This window comes from Gynuella sunshinyii YC6258, from assembly GCF_000940805.1.
GTDB lineage: Bacteria > Pseudomonadota > Gammaproteobacteria > Pseudomonadales > Natronospirillaceae > Gynuella > Gynuella sunshinyii.
Genome location: NZ_CP007142.1, coordinates 1,642,355 through 1,667,538 on the forward strand (window position 1 = coordinate 1,642,355; position 25,184 = coordinate 1,667,538).

Sequence of the window (25,184 nt, forward strand, 5' to 3'; positions counted from 1 at the left end):
TATCAGTATCCTGCCAGTCTGGGAAGAATTGTGGTCAAAGTGGGAACGAAGGTGATCAGTATCAGCACCAGCAGTTCCACCAGTAACATGGGAATCAGTGCTTTGGTCAGTCGGGCCATGCCCACCCCGGAAATCGCGTCTGAGACAAACAGACAAAGGCCCAGTGGTGGCGTGATCAGCCCGATCATTAAATTGAAAATCACCACAATGCCAAAATGTGTCGGGTCGATACCGAGGGAGATGGCAATCGGGTGCAGTATCGGAACCAGCACCAGCATGGCGGCAGTCCCTTCGAGAAACAGACCGACAATCAGCAACAGCACGTTACAGGCGATTAAGAAGGTCCAGGGACTGGTGACATATGCCAGAACATTATCGGTAATCAGGTTGGGTATGCGATTAAATGTCAGCAGCCAGTTACCGGCAGACACCGCTGCGATAATGATCAGAATGATGGCGCTGTCGGTCATGGCGCGGGAAAAAATACCAGGCAACTGTTTGATATCGATGCTGCGATACAGTACCAGTCCGACGACCAGCGCATACACCACGGCAAAGGCCGCGGCTTCTGTGGGGGTAACAATTCCCAGCAGGATGGAGCCAACCACAAATACCGGCATAAATACGGGAATAAAGCCGCGCATCAGCGCTTTTCTGCGGGAGAACCGGGCATCACGCTCATCCTGAAGGTGCGTTTTGCCAGCCAGCAGATACACATAGACCGACAAACCCACGGCCAGCAATAAACCTGGTACTACGCCGGCCAGAAACAGGCCCGGAACTGACACACCAGTGACCGTCAGAGCATAAATAATGACCGGTATGCTGGGAGGAATAATGGGGCCGATCACTGAAGAGGCGGCGGTCAGGGCTGCAGCAAAATCGCGTTTATAGCCGTGACTTTCCATTTCCGGAATAAATACCCGGCCGAGGGAAGAGGTATCGGCAATGGCCGATCCGGACAGCCCGGCAAAAATTACCGAAGCCCAGATATTCACATGAGCCAGTCCGGCTCTGAGCCCACCGACAATGGCATTGGCCAGATCAATAATGCGGGAAGTAATGCCGGCTGCATTCATCAGCTCTCCGGCCAGAATAAACAAAGGGATGGCCAGTAACGGAAACGATCTGATTCCGGAAAACATTTCCTGGGCAACAATGCGGATGTGGTAAGGAAAATCACCGGTCAGCATAAATACCATCAGGGTGCCGGCCAGAGCGAAGGCAATGGGGACGCCAATGATCAGGGCAAGGAGCAGCAATCCATAAATCATGATGTCACTCCCTGATCGGGTATCAATTCAGTAGCAGTGGATAGGTTGTCATTCCGATGTGTCAGCCGGAAAATCAGCTGTACTACCGCCGACAGTGCCAGTAACACGCCACCGAGTACCATGGCTGACTGAAATACCGCCATGGGCACACCCATGCCGGGAGAGTCGATGCTTCCGCGTTTGATCATAAAGGCATATCCGGACCACGAGAGTCCGACACCAATCACCGTTACCAGCAGATCCACCAGTAACAGGCCAATATGTCTGAAGCGATCGGGCAAAGCATCAATACCGATGCTGAACCGTACATGGCGGTCTTCCAGGTAGGCTTTGGCGCAGCCGATCATAACACCGTAAATCATCAGGTAAATTGCCGCTTCCTCACCCCAGACCAACGAACCCCCGGCGGTGTAGCGCCAGACCGCGTTGATCAGGATGGTGGCAAACAACAAAGCCAGGCATAAAGCCGTACCAACGGCAAATACAGTACCCAGGTGCATACGCACTGATGCAATCAATGTTTTCATAGCAATCACTTATCAAATGGCCGGTCAGGCCGACCGGCCGGGGTGTTGTTATTTGGACGCTTCTGCGACGGCGGCATCCAGTTTATCGATCCATTTCGCATCGTTACCCAATGCCTTGCGCAGGTAGGTTTTGACGGATGGTTGCGCCAGCTGTTTAAACTCATCCAATTGTTTGGCCGTAGGCTGAGTGACTTCCATTCCTTCGTTAATCAGTTTGGAGACGCCTTCTGCAGATCCAAATTGCTGAATGGCTCGACCCACTGTACCGGCAATCGTTGCGGCTCGCTGAATGGCTGCCTGATCGTCTGCTGACAGAGAAGAGAAAAATTCGTCATTGATGAGGATGAAATCGACGCCGTAGACATGGCGGTCCAGGGTCATGTATTTCTGGAACTCCCAGAACTTATTGCCGTAAATGACTGAAACAGGGTTTTCCTGACCGTCGACCACGCGCGTGGCCAGTGCGGTGGGCACTTCGGCCCAGGCAATGCCCTGAGGCTCGGCTCCCAGGCCTTTCACCATTTCAAGGTACAAGGGAATGGTCTGGACTCTGAACTTCAGGCCCTTCATATCTGCCGGCGAGGCAATGGGGTGTTTTGAGTTGGTGAAACTCCGAAAGCCGGTCTCACCGTAGGCCAGGGTTCGCAGGCCGGTTTCCTTCAGACAGTGTGCTGCCAGTTCCTGGCCAAAGCTGCCGTCCAGCACCTTCCAGGCAACGGGGGCGGATGAAAACATATACGGAATATCGGTCACCGAAGCGGCCTTACAAACCTTTGAAAATGCACCAGACACCATGGTCATCGTAATCAATCCATCCTGAGCGCCCTGAACCAGTTCGGTTTCATTGCCCATGGAGCCGGCTGGAAAGAGATCAACCTTGAGATCGGTTTCGGCTTCCACCAGATTTTTGAATATCTGTGAGGCGGCGCCTTTCTTGGATTGCGTCCATTCAGCCGGATCAACATGGGCAAGCCGAATGGTTTGCGCCTGAGCCAGAGTGGAAAAGGTCAGAATGGCTGAAGCCGCCAGGGCTGTGCGAAGGGAGGTATGCGACATGCTTGTTTTCCTCATATTGTTATTGTGGGATTCTGCATTCCTTCACCGCTGAACATAACAACAAGAAATCCACAGATCAATAAATCATCCATAAAACTAATAATGGCGATTATTTTTAAAAAAAACTTATAGGGCACACAAACTGTAAGGATTTATGTCTGATACCTGTCTTTTAAATAAATAACAGCAAGAAGAATGCGGGAGACGGAAGGAGGGATCAGGGTAAATGTCTGTGCAGATGTACTTGCAGAAATTCAGTATCAAATCCTTTGATGCGCAATGTGAGTTCAAGTTGTGCGAGCCGTTCACGCAGATCGGCCTGTTTATCGTCATCGTCATGCTGCTGGGCGGAGGCCAGCAAGTCACTCAGCTGGATGGCTTCCCGTCGTTCTTCAAGTTCGGGGGGCAGGAAGCCGGCATTCTTTAAGATGTGATAGCCGGCACGCAGCGATTCCGGAACCATGCTGTTGTCATCGAGAATCAAGGGTTTTCCCTGCCCTGGCAGATTATCCAGCATGCCACTGTCCACCGCCTGCTGAATCTGCTGCTCAACCAGATGATCGAAAAAGTACGGCACCGTTATCTCCATAATGACTGGAATGATAAGTGTATCGCTGGGTAGTGAGTAAAAACAATCGATGACCGCGAGAGGCCGAGGGTGGCATTGTTTTGGTAAATCCTGTGGTGGTTGCCGGGTTCAGCCCGGTTGGATGTGGCGATGTCTTTTTCCTGTCTGTCAGTAAACCCGTGATTGCGAGCACAAGGACAATAATGCACCAATTGTGATCCCGTCAGAAACACTTCTGTGTCATTTCCGCTCTTTTGATGTATTCCAAAAAGGTATCTGGTTAACCAGTTTAGAATAGCTAACTGTTTGTTATTTAAGGGTAATTTTTGAGATTACAGGATTGGCCCGTTTTTTGACTGAATGGTCAGAATCTGGACGGATGGCAGGCAAACAACGTATGCGCTGTCATCGCATCGACAAACTGGTCAGGTAACATGATTGGCTGGTGAGAGATATTCCGTTTTAACGCTTTGGATATGTGCTCCAGATACCCTATAAGACTAATAAAACAGGAACGAACAATGAGACCTACCCTAAGTTTGCTACCGGCATTCATGCTATTGACGTCTTTCAGTCATGCCGAGCTGATGATTTCTGAAGTGTTGTATGATCCACCCGGATCGGATACTACTGAAGAATGGATTGAGTTGTATAACCCAGGTTGCAGCACCGTCAGTCTGAATGGATACAGTCTTTCAGATAACGGCTCTACCTTTTCCCTGTCAGGCAGCGTTTCCGCCGGCGCATATTTTACCGTCGCCCGTAGTACCAGTGGCTTCAGGTCATTGTATGGGTCATCCCCGGACATCGCTGAAATGAATCTCTCACTGGGTAACAGCGGGGATTGGGTGGAGCTGAAAAACGGTTCAGATCGGGTCGATCTGGTGGCATGGGAAAACAAAATTTCCGGCTGGAGTATCAATGCCAGGAATGTTTCCATTTACCGGAATAGTAATGATGATACCGACTCTGTGGCCGACTGGGCGGTCAGTACATCCGATTCTCCGGGAACCGGTCCGTTAAGTCAGAGCTGTGATGGCGGCAGCAACGATTCTGGAAACAACGGCAGCGGTACCGATACCGATAGCAGCGTCAACGAATCGCTTTATTATCAGGATGCCATCGGGCTGTCAGGCAATGCTTTGAAAATGGCTCTGCATGATATCATCAGTGCCGGTCCCACCAGACTGACATACAGCGAGGTCTGGAATGCCTTGCGTTATACCGATGAAGATCCCGATAACCTCAATAACGTCATACTGCTGTATACCGGCCGCAGTGCCAGTAAAAATGACCAGGTTGGCTCGTCAGGTGACGATAACGACAGCTGGAACCGGGAGCATGTGTGGGCAAAATCCCTCGGCTTTCCAAACAGTAGCCAATACGGGTATACCGACCTGCATCACTTGCGTCCGGCTGATGTTACCGTCAATAGTTCCCGTGGCAGTAAGAGCTTCGATAACGGTGGCGGAGCAGAAGGCGAAGCACCGGATACTTTCACCGATGATGATTCCTGGGAGCCTCGGGATGACGTGAAAGGTGATGTGGCGCGAATGATTTTCTACATGGATACCCGCTATGATGGCAGTGATGGCAATATGCCGGATCTGAACATTATCAATAGTACTAAAACCTCCTCCGGTGCTCCGAATATTGGTGTGCTCTGCACACTGTATGACTGGAGCCAGCAGGACCCGGTAGACAGTTTCGAACAGCGTCGCAATAACCGGATATATGAGTTGCAGGGCAACCGTAATCCGTTTGTCGACAACCCTCAGTGGATCATCAGTATCTGGTCCGGCAGCTGTTCCTGATTGCTTGAGTGACGTGGCCTTATTCTGGGCCACGATTTTAATTAGCTTGTTTATTTGTCTGTCACTTTTATGCCTCTTAAGTATGAGTTTGATAGATGTGACTTCGGTCTCGTTTTTGCTATAAAAATGTTTAATTCATCATATCTGTTTTAAAAAAACTGATTTGTCAGTGATAAAAATCCGTTTTTTTTGGAACGCTTGTTTGTCCGTTCTGCTGCATCAGATGCAATTCTCATAGAGCAATATCTGAAACTTGAATCCAGGTCTCTTTTTCCAGGAATTTACTTTGTTTAATGTCACGGATTTTTGTTATGTTTAGTGTGAGATATTGGTTTGAAATGATTGATAATTGTTCCGATATTAACAATTTTAATTATAACTAATACGTTGGATAGATGAGTGTTGCGTGCTATTGGTTACGTGCTGTAATGATCGCAGCAACCAATACAGATGCCGTCCTGCCTGGTTTTTATGTGTCTGCTCGGGAATCAGAATCATAAATCCGTTAACACCATTCTTTTGTAGGACATAGTCAAATGCGTATTGGGCTGTTGTTTAGAGTGTGGTTGGTTATAAACGAAAATGCTTAATGGGACATAGTCAGACAGTTCAATCCTATGATCTTGAATACTTGGTTGCTTGTCCTGCTGACAGCAGATGAGCATTTATAGAGATTGAGTTTTTCGGGAGAGAGTATGAAAAAGTGCATATCTGGTATGCTCCAACAGGTCATTGGCCTGTCGGTGTTGAACATGGCACTGGTTTCCGTCGTTCAGGCGGCGGATCTGGATGATGGTGTGATATCCCCTATTGTTGGTGTCAATGCCGGTCTTTGTCTCGGGGTAAAAGATTCCAGCAATAGTGCTGGTGCGACCCTGCAGAGTCAGACGTGTAACGGTTCAAATTATCAAAAATGGCAGATGTCCAAAGACGCTGCCAGATACTTTACCATCAAAAATGTAGGGAGTGGTTTGTGCCTGGATGTAACCGGCTGGTCTTCCAGTGAGGGAACGGTACTTCAACAGTGGACTTGTAGCAGCGCTGATGTTCAGAAATGGAATGTTTCCGATCAGGGGGGTGACCAGTACGCAGTGATATCCAAATACAGCAATTTAGCCATGGATGTGTATGGTGCCCGTAAAACAAACGGTGTCGATATTATTCAATGGTCCTGGAACGGAGCTGCCAATCAAAAATGGACATTTCCGAATGCGACATCCGGCGGTTCAGGTTCATCCGATGGCCCGATCGGTTTTGGTTCCGGTGTAACCGGTGGTGCAGGAGGTGAGGTGGTGACCGTTAGCACGCCTGATCAGCTGAAGTCAGCTTTGTCCGGTAATACTCCCAGAATCATTCGGGTGTCAGGTAGCATTGATTTCCGCAATACGGAAGGCAATGCCACCGAACTCGGATGTACCTATTCGGAAAATTCCTGTAGTTATAATGGTAAGCAGGAAAAAATCCTTAATGTCGGTAGTTATTGCTCTGGTCGCTCGTTGTATAACATCACTTATGATAAAGCAGGTAAGTCACCGCTGACTGTTGGTTCTAACAAAACCATTATCGGTGTTGGTGCGTATTCCGGTATTAAAGGTAAAGGTCTGCGCATGGTCAGCGGAGTATCCAATGTGATCATCCGCAATCTGTCCATTACCGATATCAATGATGGAATAATCTGGGGGGGTGATGCCATCACCATTGATAATGCCTCAAAGATCTGGATTGATCACAACTACCTTGCGCGTATTGGTCGTCAGTTTATCGTGACCGGTTGGGGCACAGCCCAAAACGTGACTATTTCCGGAAATTATCTGGATGGTACTACCGATTATGGACACTACTGTAATCGTCGCCATTACTGGAACGCGCTGTTGCTGGGTGAAAATCAGAGCATTACGATTGTCGGCAACCGTTTTCATATGACTTCCGGACGTTCACCGAAGTTCAGCAAGCAGAGCAGCGCCAGCAGTGCTGGTATATTGCACATGGTGAACAACTATTTTGATCAGAATTATGGCGTCGGTTTCGACGGTGACTATGCCGGTACCGTGCTTATGGAAGGCAACTACTACGAGAAAGGCAGTAATTTTAGCCCGATTGCCTCCAGCAGTACCGGTACGCCTTTGTTTGCACCGCTGGATTCATCCATAGGTTCTGCCAATAATACTTGCCGATCAGTATTGGGACGTAATTGTCAGTCAAACTACGATACCAATTCACAAGGTAACTTTGTGATCAACTCATCAGCGATGTCTAACATCCAGGGCAATGGTTCGTGGTTGAATGCGGTGAGATCTGTATCACCAAAGAGCTATTCAGAAGTTAAATCACAATCATTCGGACCACAGTCCAATATCACTTATTAGGACGCCGATGAATCAATCCGTCGGGTCCTGGCCTATCAAGTAAAGTCTGAAAACCGGGCCTCTGCATTTAATTGCAGAGGCCTTTTTTTGCTGCTTTATGCACTCCACGGACCTCACACTTCCTCTTCAAGCGCTCACAATGAAGAATTTTTTAAATCGTATATAAACGTGTTCTATAGGGCAGGGCCTGTTGTTTAAGCCGGTATTCAATCAGATCGTTCTGGTCTGTTTAATTTCTCAGGACTATTTAATTGACGGATTAATATCTTTTTTGTCTTGTGTCGCCGGACAACGTCGATCCAATCATCATTTTTTGTCATGGTTTATGTTATGGACGGACTTTTGTATGACAGGGGGTAGTGATGTATAGCAGGTGTTATAAGTTGATTTGAGTCTGAATAATTGACGGAAAAATTGCTTTTTTCAGTGAGTGTGATGCGGTGCTGAAATAGAGTGGTCGTTTGGACGCTATAATGCCGTTCCGCCATCCAAATACATCGATTGAGCCGGCTATTACAACCATGCGTTTGTGTGCGGAAATTATCCTTCATAGAACAGCACAATAATGGGAGTATGACTTTATGTCTATCAAGATTCATGGTGGGCTGAATTGTCTTATGGCTGCAGCAGCCATGTTCATGACAGTAACCTCAGTTCAGGCAGCCGGACCAGATGCCCAGTTTGCAGATGATGGCACCTTTCTCAGTAATCGTCTTATCGTCAAATACAAAGAACCGCAAAATACCGTGCTGAACAGTTCAGCCATTGTTGAACAGCTGGAAGCACAACAGCAGGAAATAAAAGCAAGAGTGGATCAGATTGCTCAGGAAGTAGGTGAAAATCTGACGTTGATGCGGCAACTGAAAACCGGTGCGAGTCTGATTCAAACCGATGAACTGAAAAATCAGTACGAACTGAAACAACTGGCCAACAAAATGATGCAGGATCCGGCAGTGGAATATGCTGAGCCGGATATTCTCTATCATGCCAGTATGGTCCCCAATGATACCCGCTATCAATATCAGTGGAACCTGCAGGATACGACCGGGGGTATGAACATGCCTTCGGCCTGGAATCTGGCCAATGGCCAGGGTGTTGTTATTGCCGTACTGGATACCGGCTATTTGCCGCATGCTGATCTGATAGCCAACCTGATTATTCCCGGTTACGACATGATTGGCGACACAGAAATCTCTGCCGATGGAAATGGCCGTGACAGTGATGCTTTGGATCCGGGTTCCTGGGCCCAACCAGGGGTCTGTGCTCAAGGTGACAACGGTCACAACAGTTCCTGGCATGGTACACACGTCAGTGGTATTGCCGCTGCACTTGCCAATAACGGCATGGGAGTCGCGGGTGTGGCCTATAATGCCCGCATTCTGCCAGTGCGGGTGTTGGGTACTTGCGATTTTGGCTGGATGTCGGATTTTGCCGATGCAGTGATTTGGGCAGCTGGCGGTAATGTGTCGGGTACACCCGAAAACCTGAATCCGGCACAAGTGATCAATCTGAGTCTTGGTGGTTCATCGCCGAACGGTTGTAGCCAGACCCAGCAACAGGCCATTAATCAGGCCAGAGCGTTGGGCGCAACGGTTGTGGTCGCAGCCGGCAATGCCAATATCGACGCAAGAACGATTGAGCCAGCCAACTGTAGTGGCGTGATTACCGTTGCTGCAACCAATGCCGATGGCGGCAAAGCCAGCTATTCCAACTACGGCTCGGTTATCGATCTGTCTGCGCCAGGTGGTGATAGCGGGCAGGGTATTCTGTCCACCCTGAACGGTGGTCAACGCTATGCTGAAGATCAGCCATATTATGAGTACTACATGGGCACCAGCATGGCGACACCTCATGTGTCCGGTGTTGCGGCGCTGTTGTATTCCGTCAAGCCGAATATCACTCCAGATGAAGTTGAATCGATATTGGTCAGTACGGCCCGTCCATTCCCGGCAAATTGCTCACAATGTGGCAGCGGTATTGTGGATCCGACAGCAGCACTGCAAGTGCTATTGGGACAGACTCAGACATCCCCGGACAATGTCGACGATGACGTGTTAAGCAATGGAATCAGCAAAACCGATATTTCCGTTAACCTTGGAGAGCAGGTGTTTTATCGTGTTGAAGTGCCATCCGGAGTCTCAACTCTGGACATTTATACCGAGGGTGGAACAGGAGATATAGACTTGTACGTCCGCTATGGCATGGCGCCTGATAATGACAGCTATGACTGCCGTCCTTATGTCTACGGTAATCAGGAACGTTGCAGCTTTAACTCACCCAGTTCAGGTGTGTATTACATCATGCTGGATGGTTATAGCCGCAGCCGGAATGTGAAATTAACCGCTCAGTATCAATAACCGGGCTGAAGCAGTCTGAAACATTTGGATACGAGTACTGACAACGACATGTCAGACAAAAGCTCCAAACAAAAAAAGAGGCTCGGGAGAGCCTCTTGTGGTGGCATCCTGCTACGGTTTAATGCTTCAACAAATACTCAAACGCGGCCAGTGATGCTTTTGCCCCTTCGCCCATCGCAATCACGATCTGCTTGTACGGCACAGTGGTGACATCACCACAGGCAAAAATGCCGGGTTCACTGGTCTCACCTTTTTCATTGATCACCACCTCACCAAAACGGGTCATCTCCACCACGTCTTTCAAAAACGCGCTGTTCGGTACCAGACCGATCTGGACGAACACCCCGGCTAAATCCTGTGTCCGCACCTGTTCGGTTTCGCGGTCCTGATACTCGATGGCCGTGACCTTACCGTTATCGGCAATGATCTGGCGGGTCGCCACATTCTTCAGAATCGTGATGTTGTCGCGGGCTTCCGCCTGTTTCACCAACACCTGATCGGCCTTGAGTTCCGGCAGGAATTCAAACACCGTCACCGATTTCACGATACCGGCCAGATCCAGTGCCGCCTCGATGCCGGAGTTGCCGCCTCCGATCACCGCCACATCTTTACCCTTAAAGAACGGACCATCGCAGTGCGGGCAGTAGGCTACACCATTACCGATGTTTTCCTGCTCACCCGGTACTCCAAGTTCACGCCATTTGGCACCGGTGGCAATGATCAGGGTTTTGGTCTCAAACGACTCCCCTGAAGACAGGTGTACGGTTTTCAATGCACCCTTTTCAATGCGATCCACCCGTAAATGCTCACGCTTGGTGATGGTGTAATCATCCATATGCTGCTGTAACGCCCCGGCCAGTTCCGGTCCGGTGGTTTTAGGCACCGAAATCAGATTCTCGATACCCAGCGTATCCTTGACCTGACCGCCGATGCGATCCGCCACCATGGTCACCTTCAACCCCTTACGGGCTGCGTAGATGGCGGCAGCCACCCCGGCCGGACCGCCACCAATCACCGTGACATCCTGTACCGGCAGTTGTTCGCCTGTCTGACTGCCCTGAGTGATACCGGGATACTTCTCAATCAGCTTCTCCAACAGCTTAGCGGTATCGATCTTGCCATTGGCGAACACCTCGCCATTCAGATACACCGTTGGAACCCCTTGGATATTGCGGCTCTCGATCACATCCTGAAACACCCCGCCCTCAATCATCTCCGTGCGGATATGCGGATTCAGCAAGGCAAACTGATTCAGCGCCTGGACCACGTCCGGGCAGTTATGGCAACTCAGGCTCACAAACACCTCAAAGTGCAGATCCTCCTGAACGCCGGTAATGATCTTCTGAATTGACTCATCGAGCTTCAAAGGGGTGCCGGCAGACTGTAATACCGCCAGCACCAGAGAATTAAATTCATGACCGCCGGGAATACCGGAAAACACAATGCCATTGGGTTCATTGTCCACTTCCAGCACAAAGCTCAGCGGGCTGCGTACCTGACCGGCGAGATCGCGCTGTTCAAACCGGACCTTGTCGGAGATTGAGGCAAAGTCGGTTAAAAACGACACCAACTCATCGCGTTTGGCGTGTTCACCGGTTTGCAGCACCAGTGTCACGGTACGGGTCATGTTGGCGGTATAACTTTTCAGTGCGGTTTTAATATCATTCGTTAACATGGTGACTGCCTGATTGTCCTGATGAATACGATGTTCAAACATATGTCAAAGGTGTCAGCCAGCCGCCCGGACCCACAGTATGACGGCACTCGTACTGTGTAGGGTTGGTAGATTATGGCAGGACGGCTGACTGACGAACGCTTATCAGACCTGGCGGCGATGCGGACACCACCACCGGGTCATACCAAGTTCTGGGGGTCTTAGATCTTGCCGACCAGATCCAGACTTGGGGTCAAAGTGGCTTCGCCTTCTTCCCAGGCGGCCGGGCAGACTTCGCCGTCGTGGTTAGCCACGTACTGAGCGGCTTTAACCTTACGGATCATGTCTTTGGCAGAACGGCCGATGCCCAGATCATGGATCTCAGCCACTTTCACCACCCCTTCCGGGTTGATCAGGTAAGTACCACGCAGCGCCTGATGATCCGCTTCGATCATGATGTCGAATCCGCGGGTAATGGTGCCCGTAGGATCGGCCAGCATTGGGTAAGTGATGGTGCTGATGGCATCACTGGTGTCGTGCCAGGCTTTGTGGACGAAATGAGAGTCGGTTGAAACCGAGTAGACTTCCACACCCAGTTTTTGGAATTCTGCGTAATGCTTCTGCATGTCTTCCAGTTCAGTTGGGCAGACGAAAGTGAAGTCGGCAGGGTAGAAAATGAAAATGGCCCAGCTGCCTTTCACATCTTCAGAGGTGATGGTTTTGAACTCACCGTTGTGGAACGCCTGAACTGAAAATTCCGGGATTTCTTTGTTGATAATAGACATGTTTTTTTCCTCTTGTGGTTCAACGATGCTGGTCTTGAGCGCCAGCGTTGAGAGGCATATTACGAGTCACTTATGATTTGATAAATTGAATAAAATCGATCTCTTTGATCGATTTTTTGGATCGGTTGTAAAGTGATCAGCCTGATGTCACCAGGCTGAGACGAGAACTGATCAACGCTGGCTGAGGCTCAGCTGCAACGGCGCCATCGGTGTATTGCGGACTTCACTGCAACGGTTATGACGAAAACCGGTTTGTTCCAGCAGTGTCAGCCAATCCGCCTGTGTTGGCACAAACCGGCCCTGCAGACGCATGGGCGTATAGAATGGCAATATCTCGGCCGCACTGGCAGCATCGTTCTGGCGTAGTGCGTGAGCACTGACAAATATTCCGCCTGGTCGCAGCGCCTGAAAGATCTTCTTCAGGGCCAGATCCGGTGCCGCCATAAAATGCATGACCGACACACAGATGATCAGGTCGTAGTCGCTGCCGATGTCATCCGTTTCGATATTGCCGCCCAACGTGCAGATCCGTGAACTCAAACCAGCGTCGCGGATATTCTCAGCCGCCACCTCTGCGGTATCCGGCAGATCGAACAGCGTACCGCGGAGCGCCGAAAATTGCCGCGCCAGAGCAATGGCCAGAAACCCCGGGCCACCGCCAAGATCCAGAAACCGCCCTTGTGTTGGCAGTTCTTCCAGCTGAGTGAGTGCTTGCATGAGTGCCGGTGCCGCAACGATGCTCTGCTCCTGGCCGATCTGCACCCGCGCTGCCGTCGCCCAGCTGCCGCCCGCCGTAAACGGTGCATGACCGGCTTCATCGTCCGGATTCGATAATTGAAACTGGTCTGCCATCAGCTGGCTGGAACGTTGAAGCGATGCATAACGGAACTGCCAGGCTTCCCGGCAGTTATGATCGCTGCTCTCCATAAAATACTGTTGTGCCAATGAGCTGGTTTGAAACAAGGGCTCAGCAGTTCCGTGATAGCGTGTTAACAGCCCCATACTCCAGAGCAGTTCCAGCAGTGCTTCGGCTTGCCCAGGCTCCAGCCCAAGACTGTCAGCAGCCTCGGCAGCGCCCGTCGGCTGCTGTAAATGCCCGAACACATCGCGTGTCAGGGCAATATTTAACGCGGTTGCCTGAATGGGCGCGGCAGCCAGATTCCAGAACGGTTGTAGCGGATGTGCTGAAAGAAATGACATGAAAGACTCCTTGATGAATGAATGACCGGAGATCCGGCTTGTTCAGAGAACACCACCATGGTAGGTTTTGCTTTAACGAGATTCATTCTCAATAACGATGCATTCGGGCGATTCTGCTATGAAAACCGGCGTCAACATGGCGACAGCAACTTCTCCGGGCTATCGGAGCCATATTCACAACGCTGACTGGGGCCGGTGGCAAAGTTCCTCATTTCAATGTGACAACGGGTTAGTGTTGACTCACTCTCAGTTGACACTGCAGCAACCCTGGCAACAGATCCGCTGCCAGCGGCATTCCGAACGCCGGCTGGTAATGACATATGCTGTACAGGGTTACTCTGAGTTTCAGGATGAACAGGGGCATTGTTTGCGTTTTGAATCCGGTCAGCTGGTCACCAGTGTCTACCGCAATGGCATCGGTCAGCGTAGTTATCCCCGGGCCGATAACATCAATCAGCTGCGTCTGGTGGTGACGGAATCTGCCCTGCAACGCTATATCGGAGAATCGCGCTGTGCGCAGGTATTTGGCCCGGCCATGGGCACACAGGAAACATTTCGGCTGCTGAACAGTGAGACAGCGGTCAGTGAACAGTTGCAGGCATTGGCCATACAACCCATGCAGCTGTTGGATGGATTGAGTCGCAGGGCGATGGCGTTTAGCTGGCTGGCAGAACAGTTACAACGACTCGATACTATTGGGATGCGGCGTGATTCCTTGAATCCGGGAGCCCGGCAACAGCTCAACCGGATTACTGGATACATTCGTGAGCATCTCGACCACCCCCTGGCTTATGCCGATATTTGCAGGGCCTGTGCGGTGAGTGAGTACCAACTGAAAAGCCTGTTTCGGCAGCTGTTGCACACCACGCCGGGTCAATACGTGCTGCACTTGCGCATGCAACAGGCCCGGCAACTGCTGGCCGAGGGCTATCGGGTTGCCCAGGTGGCTTACCGGGTGGGTTACGCACATCCTAATAATTTTACCGCAGCGTATCGACGCATCTACGGTCATTCACCGCGAGCGTATGATCGGTATTGAATCCTGTAGCCGGTTCGACTGCCTATGACTTCAAATCTCCCGGCAGGGTGAGCAGGGTACGGCACAGATTCAGAATCACGGTCAGGCCTTTTGCTGCGTCCCGGTCCAGCTCAAATAGTTCCAATTCTTCATGCACCGACAACAGCCGTTGCACATAGGCCAGTATCGAGCTGACCTGGGTTGCCACATCGGTCGATTGATCAGACAAACCAAAGGCATGGATATCCAGCAATACCAGCGGCTGGCCGGCAAAATCAACCGCAGAGAGATAGTTGCGCCGATACAGCGCGAGAGATTGAACTTCAGAAAGACGGATTTCAGACATAGATAGAACTCCTGTAGGAATACTTTCTACCCCCAGCAGGTTGAGAGCTGTTGGGGGCAGGCCGAAACGGGTTCTCAACACCGTCCTACAGGAGACGGCCCAGCCGAAGCTGGCCCGCCCGGCCTGCCAAAACAAATGGGCACGCCAAAGCGTCGGTGCCAGAAGCGCAGAAAAAATCTGTGCTCTGGACCGCCTGTAGGTTCTCGGGGTTGAGAAGTCCCGGCGCTGGATTTTGCCAGCGCGGCAGTACATTAACCCGATGCCGTGGGTGAGTAAAGGGGATGGCGCTTGCCGTTGCCGCGCGCGGATGATCGGTATTGAAGCCTGTAGCCGGTTCGACTGCCTATGACTTCAGATCTCCCGGCAGGGTAAGCAGGGTACGGCACAGATTCAGAATCACGGTCAGGCCTTTTGCTGCGTCCCGGTCCAGCTCAAATAGTTCCAGTTCCTCATGTACCGACAACAGCCGTTGCACATAGGCCAGTATCGAGCTGACCTGGGTTGCCACGTCAGTCGATTGATCAGATAAACCAAAGGCATGGATATCCAGCAATACCAGCGGCTGGCCGGCAAAATCAACCGCAGAGAGATAGTTGCGCCGATACAGCGCGAGAGATTGAACTTCAGAAAGACGGATTTCAGACATAGATAGAGTTCCAGTAGACATTGATTTCCTGCCCCTAAAAAGTGATGAATTTTTTGGGGGCAGGCCGAAACGGGTCATCACAACCGCTCTACTGGAAGCGGTCCAGCCGAAGCTGGCCCGCCCGGCCTGCCAAAACAAATGGGCACGCCAAGGCGTAGGCTCCTGAGATGCAGAAAAAATCTGTGCTCTGGGCCACCAGTAGAGTTTTTCGGGGTGATGATTCCCGGCGCTGGATTTTGCCAGCGCGGCAGTACATTAACCCGATGCCGGGGGTGAGTAAAGGGGATGGCGCTTGCCGTCGAGGGCCCAAAGCCCTGGCACGATGGTAAATCTGGCATGGAGAAACCACTCAGGCTTCTGCTTTGTCCGGCTGGCATCAGTGTCGCAGGCTTAGCTAAGCCATGTATGATACCCGCCCAAACAACGACCTCAGACAAATCCTATGAATATCGTGCTGGCGAACCATGCTGATTTACCGCCTTTTCTGGAATACCTGGAGCGTCAGCTACAGGATAACGGCACCCAACAGACTCCATTGTTCCAACCGCTCTCAAGAAGCCAGAATACTCTGCCACCAGAGACTCGCGAGAAGTTTCAAAAGGGCATCGATGCCGAGTATGAGTCCGCCGATTGGCGCAAATTGTGGCTGGCGAAAAGTATCGCCGGCCAAATTATCGGTCATGTGGATTTGCGCCACTACGGCGATGAGCTCTGTCGTCATCGGGTGTTATTGGGGATGGGCGTTGATCACAAAAATCGTCAGCAGGGCGTTGGTACACAACTGGTGCATATGGCGTTAAATTTTTGTCATGATAACCAATGGATCGATTGGCTTGATCTGCAGGTGTTATCTGACAATCTGCCGGCCAAACAACTGTATTTGCGGTGTGGTTTTGTGATCATTGGAGAAATCGCTGACTATTATCGTATTGATGGTGAGTCTGTATCAGAAACCCTCATGACGCAGGCCACTGATATTAAGCGACTCGTATTGACTACCGGGAAGTAAATAATAAATACACCTTGTTTCCAATACCTCATTATTAACCCGATCCGGTCCGTCAGAGCCTGGGACGTGGGCATCATCAACTTGCCGTCAGCTGGTGAATTTCCATAGGTAAAAACAATTACGATCATACATATTGTTGGTATTGTTTGATGTCGCTTTAGCTGGTACAACGGACGCTCTGGAGGAGTGTCTAAAGGCAGCGAACTGTCGGTTTTGAGATTGCGTTGTTTATGATTCATGGTTAGTAACGTCTTGTGGGTTATGCAATCAATCGTGACGGGTTGTCACTGAAACAGGACACAACAAGGTAATTCCCGGCATCCATAAAAAGAAAAACAGCAGTTCAGTTATCGCCGTGGACTTTCTGAAAAATAATAGGGTTTTGACGCTGACCGGAAATGGTTATTCGGAAAATATCTGTTTATTGAATTCTGTAAACTCTTGGACGTGAGACGCCTTCGGACGAAACTGATACCTCATTTTGTATGAATGATGTGGTGTTCGTCGCTTCTTCATAGATGAGAAGACGGGCCTTGGAGATTAAGCTTGCTAATCACTTGGTTGCCTTGAAATAAACAGAAATTCTTTTGCAATAAAGCTGGAGATCTATCGCCAAAGATTTGGTTTGAGATGCAACACCGTCGCGGTGTTTTGTGGGTCTCTTCGGTGAATCTGGCTTATAAAAATAAGAATAGCGGGGATTTGGTATGCAATCACTACATGACAATCAGCTATTTGCTGACATCTATCGCGGGGTTATTTCACCCGGAGCCTGGGTGGAAACACTGGATGCCATAAAAGATCATATGGATGTTGCCAGTGTCGCGTTGCAGGTTTTCAGGAGACATGATGCCGGTCGCTGCGAACTGATTTGGGGAGCCAGGGATTCGTTTTCCCTTCAGCATGCCACGTTGCATGATAAATGGGTGAACAATAGCGAAAACCCCCGTCTGCAACTTGAAGTACAGTCACCCCTGCAAATACTCAGGGATGAAGACGTGTTTTCTTCAAGTTGTCCGCAATACAACCGTTTTGTGGAACGACTGGCGTGTGCCGGCTTGAATACCGGAATTATGCTGGATATCGAAATATCGGACCGTACTTTTTTAAGCCTTATTGCTCATCGCCATCGTGATGATCAACGTCCATATGATCAGAACATAGAGCAGTTTTTGTATGCGCTGGCACCGCACCTGTCTCAGGCGGTTCAATTGATGCAGAATTTTCGTCAGCTCAGTGGGCAAAATAAGATGTTCGAAAATGTTCTGAACCATTTGCGAGCCGGAATCATCGTGTTGGATCAATATACCAATGTCATTTGGCTTAATGATTCGGCGCGGCATTTGATTGCCCATTCCGATGCGTTGATGCTGCATAATCAGCAGTTGCACTTTGCAAAACCCAGAGACAAGAGCTTCTTCGCCGGCAGCATGAGTGAAATGCTGGCTATGAAGGCCATGCATACCCGGCATATTACTACGATTAATACCACCACTTCGGGGCCGATAGAGTTCATGCTGGCACCGGTGCCGGAGTTGACAAATGATGATGCAGAGCCTGGTCTGAAGCATCTACAGCATGTTGCAGTGTATCTTCGAGGACAGGATCAGGCACCTCTTAACCCCACCGAAGTTCAGCATTTGTATGATCTGACGCCGGCTGAGTCGAGCATTGCGGTCGCTCTGGCCGAAGGACAGACGCTGGCTGAATATGCCGATCAAAAAGGTGTGAGTATTGGCACGGCGAGGATTCAGCTGAAGAGTATTTTTTCCAAAATGAATATTAACCGGCAGCCGGAGTTGGTACGCAGACTCTGGTCCTCGGTTTTTGCAAGTACGGTTCCTCCTACCTATTGATACCTGCCGTTATCCTGTATGGGATATGACAAGCAGATGAAAAATGGCAAACATGGTGTCGATCCTGGCATCCGTGAAATCTGAGTAGACACTCATTCACGACAATACAATTATTAAAAGCCATTTTGAGGAACATAAATGAACATAAGAAGCTTCTCTAAAAAAAACCTGTTAATAGGTATATTGTCCGGCTCTTTGCTGGCGTTTCAATCGACCGCTGAGAATGTGATTGATCCGTTGGTTGCAAATGTGGGGCCTGAGTCTGAAGTTCCTGTCGCCATACAAAATCTGCGTTGGAATATGTTGGACCGTAGTGTTAATTCCCTGACATTCCGTAGCATGAATACTTTATTTACCACTCGTCAGGTAGCGCGTTCCGGTGATATTTCCTCACTGCCCAAAATTGAAGCCGATATGGACCTGACATATACCTTCAACGGTAAGACATATACCGCTGAAGATTTTTTGGATCGCACCTATACCAACGCCATGTTGGTGATGAAAGACGGCAATATAGTGTATGAGCGCTATTTGAATAATATGCGTCCTGAAACCCGTCACATTGGTTGGTCCATGACCAAGTCGCTTACTTCTATTCTCGTTGGTATTGCCCATGAGGAAGGAAGAATCAAATCACTGGATGCGCCGATCACTGACTATATCCCTGAATTGTCAGACGGGGCTTATAAGGGCGTCACCATTCGCCAGATACTGGCTATGGCATCGGGGGTGGAATATGAAGAGCGCTACGATTTCGCCAATCCTGGCACGGCTGCCAGAAACCATATTCTGGCGCTGGTGAAGAACGTGTCGCGTTTTGCGGATATGGCTAAACACCTCGAACGCAAAAATGAACCGGGTACGGTATTTGAGTACAAAACCATCGATACCGCCGTACTTGGGTGGTTATTGGAGCGGGTTCTGGATGGGTCAAACGTCGCGGCTTATGCGACTCAAAAACTCTGGGAACCTCTGGGTGCTGAGCAAAACGGATTCTTCATCCTGGATGGCCAACCGGGTGTGGGGCGTGAGTTCACGGGTGCCGGTTTTAATGCAACCTTGCGCGACTGGGCCCGGTTTGGGCAGATGGTGCTGCAGCAGGGTGAATTTAACGGCCATCGTATTGTCAGTGCCGATTATATTCAGAAGGCGACACATTCCATTCTGCCGGAAGATTCCACTATGGGAGGCTATGGCTATCAATGGTGGACCATGGGCAGTTCAAACGCATTTTCGGCGATTGGGTTACAGGGGCAGTTTGTCTATATCGATCCCGATACCAACACCGTGATTGTTAAACTCAGCTACTTCCCACAGGAAGAGATGGATGACGCTGAGCAGGAGACTCTGGCGTTCTTCAAAAAAGTGTCTGCCTGGAAACCATAGTGAATCATCCGGCAATCAGAGAGATGATCTGATGGCCGGATGAATACCCCAACGTTTTATCGCCAATAAGGCTGGTTTTAATCTAATCCTGAACCAGCTTTTTATTTTGTACTTTTATACCTCATATCTATTCTGATCGACCTTCTTTAGAACCAACTTCGGCAACATCGGATTCCGGTTTATTTCTGTGGTTCCCGGTATACTGTTTTTGGGTCTGAGCTTATGCTGGCAACTGATCGCGCGGCATATATGACTGACATCATCGAATACTTTCAATAATCTCATTACCAAGGAAACTGCCATGAAAGTCGCTATTTTGGATGATTACCAGGATGTGGTGAGGCATCTCGATTGTTTTGACCTGCTGGTCGATCACGACGTGTTGGTTTTGACAGAGACATATCCGGAAGAGGTATTGGCGGCTAAGCTGGCCGATGTGGAAGCGGTGGTGCTGATTCGCGAGCGCACGGTCATCACTGAGTCTTTGTTATCAAAACTGCCCAAACTGCGACTGATCAGTCAGACCGGCAAGATCAGCCATCATCTTAATCAATCCCTGTGTCAGAAATATGGTGTGGATATCGCCGAGGGAATCGGTTCTCCAGTGGCACCGGCGGAGTTGTGCTGGGCGTTGATTATGGCAGCCTCAAGACACATTCCAGCCTATGCCGCCCAGCTACAGAATGGTCACTGGCAGTGTTCCGATGGGCGAGGACTTGGCCGAACCCTGAACGGACTGACCTTGGGCATCTGGGGCTATGGCAAAATCGGCCGGCGAGTGGCGCAATATGCCAGAGCTTTTGAAATGAAGGTGCTGGTCTGGGGCAGCGAAGGGTCACGGCTGGCCGCAGTACAGGATGGTTTTAGTGCTGCCGAATCGAAGGCGGCTTTTTTTTCAACGGCCGATATTGTAACCCTGCATCTGCGTTTGAATGACACCACCCGAGGATGCGTGACCAGCGCTGATCTGCAACTGATGAAAGCCGACGCTTTATTTGTGAATACCAGCCGTTCTGACCTGGTGGAAACCGGGGCATTGTATGCCGAGATGCAGGCGCATCCGGGTAAACAGGCCGCCATTGATGTCTATGATGTTGAGCCGGCAACGCCGGCAAACGAACCGCTATTGTCTTTGCCGAATGTCACGGCTTTGCCGCATCTGGGATATGTAGAGCGCAATAGTTATGAGCTTTATTTCAGCACGGCGTTCGAAAATGTGGTGGCCTATGCGCAAGGGCAGCCCAAAAATCTTGTTACGATAGAAACGGTTTAGTTTTTTACCTGCAAAACTTTGTTATAGGGTATTTGTTGTCATGGTGTTTTTCCGATCATGAGCAGACGTCTCAGAATTGTGCTACTGATGGTTTTGTACGTGATCGTGTTTTACTTTATTTATCGATGTTCTACGGTAGGCGTTCCTGTCGGTGCCTGCCGTGGAGCTTTAAAAGTTTTTTCCTTGTTCCGATAACGGTATTGGTTGTGCCGGGCTTGGGAGTAATACCCGCATTTGGATGATTGGTGTCGAAGTATGGTTGCCTGATCGGAAAAAAATAACCATAACACGGCATAGCCCTTGCCTGTTTCGGTTTCCGGCGCGAATATGACCATCTGGTCATGTTTCTTTCATAATCCAATTGTTGAATAGCACCACAACTGATCAGACAACAACCAAGACTGCCTCGAATGCAGCAACATCGAAATATTGGAGTTCACCATGAAAAAAGTTTTAGCACTGGCTATTGCTTCCATCATTACCGCACCGGCGTACAGCGCGACGGTTAATCTGCGGGTGATGGAAACCACCGATATCCATATGCATATCACCAATTATGACTATTATCGCGATGCCGAAAGCGACACCGTGGGCTTGTCAAAAGTGTATACCTTAATCAAGCAGGCACGGAACGAAGCTGAAAACTCGGTACTGGTGGATAACGGTGACCTGATTCAGGGTAACCCTCTGGGCGATTATGTGGCCAAGGGCAGGGTACTGCGGTTTGGCGAAACCCATCCGGCTTACAAAGCCATGAACCTGATGGATTACGACGTTGGCAACATCGGTAACCACGAGTTCAATTATGGTCTTGATTTTTTGATGAAGGCTTTAAGCGGTGCAGCTTTCCCTTATGTGAACGCCAATGTGTATGTGGACGATCATGATGGTAATCCTGACAACGATCAGAATTATTTCCAGCCTTATATCATCAAAACCAAAAAGGTCGTGGATACGGACGGCAATGAGCAGTTTCTGAAAATCGGTTATATCGGTTTTGTGCCACCGCAGATCATGACCTGGGACCAAAGCAATCTCACGGGTCGGGTCGTGGCTAAGGACATTATTGAAAGTGCGAAAAAGTTCGTACCGGAAATGAAAGCCAAAGGTGCCGATATCGTCATCGCGGTTCCGCATAGTGGCATGTACAACAATCCGCGCCAGGGAATGGATGAGCATGCCACTTACTATCTGGCCAAGGTACCGGGCATTGATGCCATTCTGTTTGGTCACTCGCACTTGGTGTTTCCAGGCGATGGAGCCTTTGCCGATTACGAGGGTGTGGATGCAGACAAGGGCACCGTGTATGGGGTACCGGCCGTTATGCCGGGATTCTGGGGCAGCCATCTTGGCGTGGTTGATCTGACTCTGAACAACGACAGTGGTCGCTGGAATGTGGTGAACGGCAAATCCGAAGCCCGGCCGATATACAAACGCGAAGGCCGTGATGTGATTCCATTGGTGCAAGCGGCCAGTGAAATCAATACGGCAGTGCAGTTTGATCATGAAGGTACGATTGCCTACATGCGCCAGAAAGTTGGTGAATCAACCTCTGACATCAACAGTTTCTTTGCTCTGGTACAGGATGATCCATCGGTTCAGGTGGTCAGCAATGCCCAGATCTGGTACGTGAAGGAAATCATTCAGGGAACCTCTTATGAAGGCCTGCCAATTCTGTCGGCCGCAGCTCCGTTTAAAGCCGGTGGCCGTGGTGGTGCCGATTACTATACCGATGTGCCCGCAGGTGATATCGCCCTGCGTAATGTCAGTGATCTGTACATCTATCCGAATGACCTGAAAGTTGTGAAGCTGACCGGAGCAGAAGTGAAAGAGTGGCTGGAGATGTCTGCCGGTCAGTTCAATCAGATCGACCCGGCTGCCGGAGTGGACCAGAATCTGGTGAACGAGAGCTTCCCAACCTACAACTTTGATGTGATCGATGGAGTGCGTTATCAGATCGATGTGACTCAGCCCGCCCGTTACAGCAGTAAAGGTGAACTGGTTAATCCTGGCAACGAGCGTATCGTCAATCTGACCTTTGAAGGCAAACCGATTGATATGAATGCCGAGTTTCTGGTGGCAACCAATAACTATCGCGCCGGTGGCGGTGGGCATTTCCCTGGCCTGGATGGCTCCAGCATCGTAATCGATGCCCCGGATAAAAACCGCGATGTGATTGCCAACTATCTGTTGACTCAGAAGACGTTCAACCCTGCGGCTGATGGTAACTGGCAGTTTGCCAATACTCTGGGCAATGCCCGGGTGACGTTCAGAACCTCGCCGAAAGCCAAGGCGCTGGCTAATGATCATCTGGTATTCGATGGTGTTATGGATGATGGCTTTGCCCGCTTCTATCTGAAGCCGTAGTGATTTGACGGAGCGGAAAAATGGAGAGGGCAGCAGGCCTTCTCCTGCTCCCGGTTTGCCGTCTGTACTGACGGTGACCGGGAGCGCTCCATACCGATCTGTCTTGATTGATCTGCCAGGTCAGGTGCTCTCCAGCTTTGGTACTCTCTAGTTTCGATACTGTCCAGCTTTGATAGCCGCCAAGCACCCCCCGATTGATTTATTTCTGGAACAGGGGGTATCTAATACATTGCATTTCAGTTTAAATATTCCAAAGTCCAGTTTTTCGAAATAAAAATTCTTTGTCTAACAACAATAACAGCAGAGTCTTGTCGAAATTGGCGCGGTTTGTTTGTTGGTTCACCGTATTACGGTCGAGATATATCCCGAAGGTGACTGGATACCCGCCTGGCTTTCACAGCGGCTCATATTGATGAGGTGAATTATGCTTTTCGGTGAAATCAAAACACGCAGGCCCATTCGTTGGGGAATGGTCGGGGGAGGCAGGGGAGCCCAGGTTGGCTACAGTCATCGATCCGCGGCTTTGCGGGACAACTCCTTTCAATTGCTGGCCGGTGCCTTCGATATCGATCCCGAGGCGGGCAAGGCGTTTGGTCAGACGTTGTTGGTATCCCCAGAGCGATGCTATGCCGATTATCAGACCCTGTTTGCCGAAGAGGCCAAACGGGCCGATGGTATTGAAGCGGTGACCATTGCCACGCCCAACAATACCCATTACGCCATTACCCGCGCGGCACTGCTGGCGGGGTTGCATGTGATCTGTGAGAAGCCTTTGTGCTTTACCGTAGCGGAGGCGAAAGAGCTGCGGGATCTGGCAGCGCAGCAAAACCGTCTGATTTGTGTGACCTACGGCTATGCCGGGCATCAGATGATCCGCCAGGCCAGAGCCATGATTGCGCAGGGGGATCTGGGTGAGATTCGCATTGTGCAGATGAGCTTTGCTCATGGTTTTCACAGCGAGCCCGTTGAGCTGGCCAATCCCAGTACCCGCTGGCGGGTGAATCCGGAGGTGGCCGGACCGAGTTATGTGCTCGGAGATCTGGGCACCCATCCGCTGTATTTGTCTGAGGTAATGCTGCCGCAGTTGCAGATCAAAAAGCTGTTGTGCTCACGCCAGAGTTTTGTGAAAAGCCGAGCGCCACTGGAGGACAATGCCTTTGTGATGATGGAATATGATACCGGGGCCATGGCATCCATGTGGATTTCAGCGGTCAATGCCGGTTCGATGCATCAGCAGAAAGTGCGCGTGGTTGGCTCCAAAGCCAGCCTCGAATGGTGGGATGAGCATCCCAATCAGCTGCGTTATGAAATACAGGGCGAGCCGGCACGGGTGATTGAGCGTGGCATGGGGTATCTGTACCCGGAAGCGCAGGTGGATGATCGGGTTGGTGGCGGTCATCCGGAAGGTTACTTCGAGGCATGGTCCAATCTGTATTACCGCTTTGCCATGGCCATTGAAGCGATGGATAACGGCAATCCGGATCTGATTGATGAGTTATGTATTCCCACGGCAGAAGCCGGTTATGAGGGGGTGCGCTGGGTTGAAAACTGTGTTCGTTCGGCCGATCAGGGCGGAGTCTGGGTCGACTATCAATAATCTCTTCGTTGGGTAATGAGCAGAACAAACCACCGGTCCGGGTATTTTCGGACCGGTGGATGGCCGCTGTGAAAATATCGATTGT

General features: G+C 50.3%; 19 protein-coding genes. 10 read left to right on the top strand and 9 right to left on the bottom strand.

Translation table 11 applies throughout. The annotated features are described in order from the left end of the window. Positions 1–2: 2 nt before the first annotated feature. The 4 genes from YC6258_RS07350 to YC6258_RS07365 all read right to left on the bottom strand — a co-directional run bounded on the left by YC6258_RS07350 (position 3) and on the right by YC6258_RS07365 (position 3,434). The gene (locus YC6258_RS07350; protein WP_044616440.1) at positions 3–1,274 is read right to left on the bottom strand and encodes a TRAP transporter large permease; all 1,272 of its coding nucleotides are present in this window, start codon (positions 1,272–1,274) and stop codon (positions 3–5) included. After that, positions 1,271–1,801, bottom strand: coding sequence for a TRAP transporter small permease (locus YC6258_RS07355; RefSeq protein WP_052830133.1), 531 nt, complete (start codon positions 1,799–1,801; stop codon positions 1,271–1,273). Before YC6258_RS07355 ends, YC6258_RS07350 begins: the two co-directional genes overlap by 4 nt. A gap of 48 nt (positions 1,802–1,849) precedes the next feature. Next, positions 1,850–2,857: a DctP family TRAP transporter solute-binding subunit gene (locus YC6258_RS07360; RefSeq protein WP_044616441.1), complete on the bottom strand. Its 1,008-nt coding sequence runs from the start codon at positions 2,855–2,857 to the stop codon at positions 1,850–1,852. A gap of 217 nt (positions 2,858–3,074) precedes the next feature. After that, positions 3,075–3,434 (bottom strand): DnaJ family domain-containing protein, encoded by a 360-nt coding sequence (locus YC6258_RS07365; RefSeq protein ID WP_211264644.1) that lies wholly within the window; start codon positions 3,432–3,434, stop codon positions 3,075–3,077. A 512-nt stretch (positions 3,435–3,946) separates the two neighbouring features. Here YC6258_RS07365 and YC6258_RS07370 point away from each other — a divergent pair. The 3 genes from YC6258_RS07370 to YC6258_RS07380 all read left to right on the top strand — a co-directional run bounded on the left by YC6258_RS07370 (position 3,947) and on the right by YC6258_RS07380 (position 9,962). After that, a complete protein-coding gene (locus YC6258_RS07370; RefSeq protein WP_044616442.1) occupies positions 3,947–5,239 on the top strand; it encodes an endonuclease in 1,293 nt (430 codons plus the stop codon). A 695-nt stretch (positions 5,240–5,934) separates the two neighbouring features. After that, the gene (locus tag YC6258_RS27135; RefSeq protein WP_052830135.1) at positions 5,935–7,605 is read left to right on the top strand and encodes an RICIN domain-containing protein; all 1,671 of its coding nucleotides are present in this window, start codon (positions 5,935–5,937) and stop codon (positions 7,603–7,605) included. Positions 7,606–8,186: 581 nt separating this feature from the next. Continuing rightward, positions 8,187–9,962 (top strand): S8 family peptidase, encoded by a 1,776-nt coding sequence (locus YC6258_RS07380; protein ID WP_052830136.1) that lies wholly within the window; start codon positions 8,187–8,189, stop codon positions 9,960–9,962. A 118-nt stretch (positions 9,963–10,080) separates the two neighbouring features. Here YC6258_RS07380 and ahpF read toward each other — a convergent pair whose 3' ends face one another. The 3 genes from ahpF to YC6258_RS07395 form a co-directional block, all read right to left on the bottom strand. Further along, positions 10,081–11,679, bottom strand: coding sequence for an alkyl hydroperoxide reductase subunit F (ahpF, locus tag YC6258_RS07385; RefSeq protein WP_245627020.1), 1,599 nt, complete (start codon positions 11,677–11,679; stop codon positions 10,081–10,083). A 158-nt stretch (positions 11,680–11,837) separates the two neighbouring features. After that, positions 11,838–12,395, bottom strand: coding sequence for an alkyl hydroperoxide reductase subunit C (gene ahpC / locus YC6258_RS07390; protein ID WP_425402639.1), 558 nt, complete (start codon positions 12,393–12,395; stop codon positions 11,838–11,840). A 177-nt stretch (positions 12,396–12,572) separates the two neighbouring features. Beyond that, complete coding sequence (locus YC6258_RS07395; RefSeq protein ID WP_044616444.1) at positions 12,573–13,601, bottom strand: class I SAM-dependent methyltransferase; 1,029 nt, start codon at positions 13,599–13,601, stop codon at positions 12,573–12,575. Positions 13,602–13,719: 118 nt separating this feature from the next. On the opposite strand from YC6258_RS07395, the gene YC6258_RS07400 reads away from it, so the two are divergent. After that, complete coding sequence (locus YC6258_RS07400) at positions 13,720–14,640, top strand: helix-turn-helix transcriptional regulator (RefSeq protein WP_052830137.1); 921 nt, start codon at positions 13,720–13,722, stop codon at positions 14,638–14,640. A 22-nt stretch (positions 14,641–14,662) separates the two neighbouring features. Here the strand turns inward: YC6258_RS07400 and YC6258_RS07405 are convergent, their stop codons facing one another. Beyond that, the gene (locus tag YC6258_RS07405; protein WP_044616445.1) at positions 14,663–14,965 is read right to left on the bottom strand and encodes a hypothetical protein; all 303 of its coding nucleotides are present in this window, start codon (positions 14,963–14,965) and stop codon (positions 14,663–14,665) included. Positions 14,966–15,308: 343 nt separating this feature from the next. Then, on the bottom strand, positions 15,309–15,611 hold the full coding sequence (locus YC6258_RS07410) for a hypothetical protein (RefSeq protein ID WP_044616445.1): 303 nt from the start codon (positions 15,609–15,611) through the stop codon (positions 15,309–15,311). 442 nt (positions 15,612–16,053) lie between these two features. Between YC6258_RS07410 and YC6258_RS07415 the strand changes: the two genes are divergently transcribed. From YC6258_RS07415 to YC6258_RS07440, 6 genes are all read left to right on the top strand, one after another. Next, positions 16,054–16,620, top strand: coding sequence for a GNAT family N-acetyltransferase (locus YC6258_RS07415; RefSeq protein WP_044616446.1), 567 nt, complete (start codon positions 16,054–16,056; stop codon positions 16,618–16,620). Between the two features lie 707 nt (positions 16,621–17,327). After that, a complete protein-coding gene (locus YC6258_RS07420) occupies positions 17,328–18,476 on the top strand; it encodes a helix-turn-helix transcriptional regulator (protein ID WP_044616447.1) in 1,149 nt (382 codons plus the stop codon). 138 nt (positions 18,477–18,614) lie between these two features. Then, positions 18,615–19,862 carry a serine hydrolase domain-containing protein gene (locus tag YC6258_RS07425; RefSeq protein ID WP_052830138.1) on the top strand — a complete coding sequence of 416 codons (1,248 nt, stop codon included), beginning with the start codon at positions 18,615–18,617 and terminating at the stop codon, positions 19,860–19,862. A gap of 301 nt (positions 19,863–20,163) precedes the next feature. Then, entirely contained in the window at positions 20,164–21,135 is a 972-nt protein-coding gene (locus YC6258_RS07430; RefSeq protein ID WP_044616448.1) for a D-2-hydroxyacid dehydrogenase family protein, read from the top strand. Positions 21,136–21,576: 441 nt separating this feature from the next. Then, positions 21,577–23,502 carry a bifunctional 2',3'-cyclic-nucleotide 2'-phosphodiesterase/3'-nucleotidase gene (locus tag YC6258_RS07435; RefSeq protein WP_044616449.1) on the top strand — a complete coding sequence of 642 codons (1,926 nt, stop codon included), beginning with the start codon at positions 21,577–21,579 and terminating at the stop codon, positions 23,500–23,502. A 424-nt stretch (positions 23,503–23,926) separates the two neighbouring features. Beyond that, positions 23,927–25,099 (top strand): Gfo/Idh/MocA family protein, encoded by a 1,173-nt coding sequence (locus YC6258_RS07440; RefSeq protein ID WP_044616450.1) that lies wholly within the window; start codon positions 23,927–23,929, stop codon positions 25,097–25,099. The last annotated feature ends 85 nt before the right edge of the window (positions 25,100–25,184 follow it).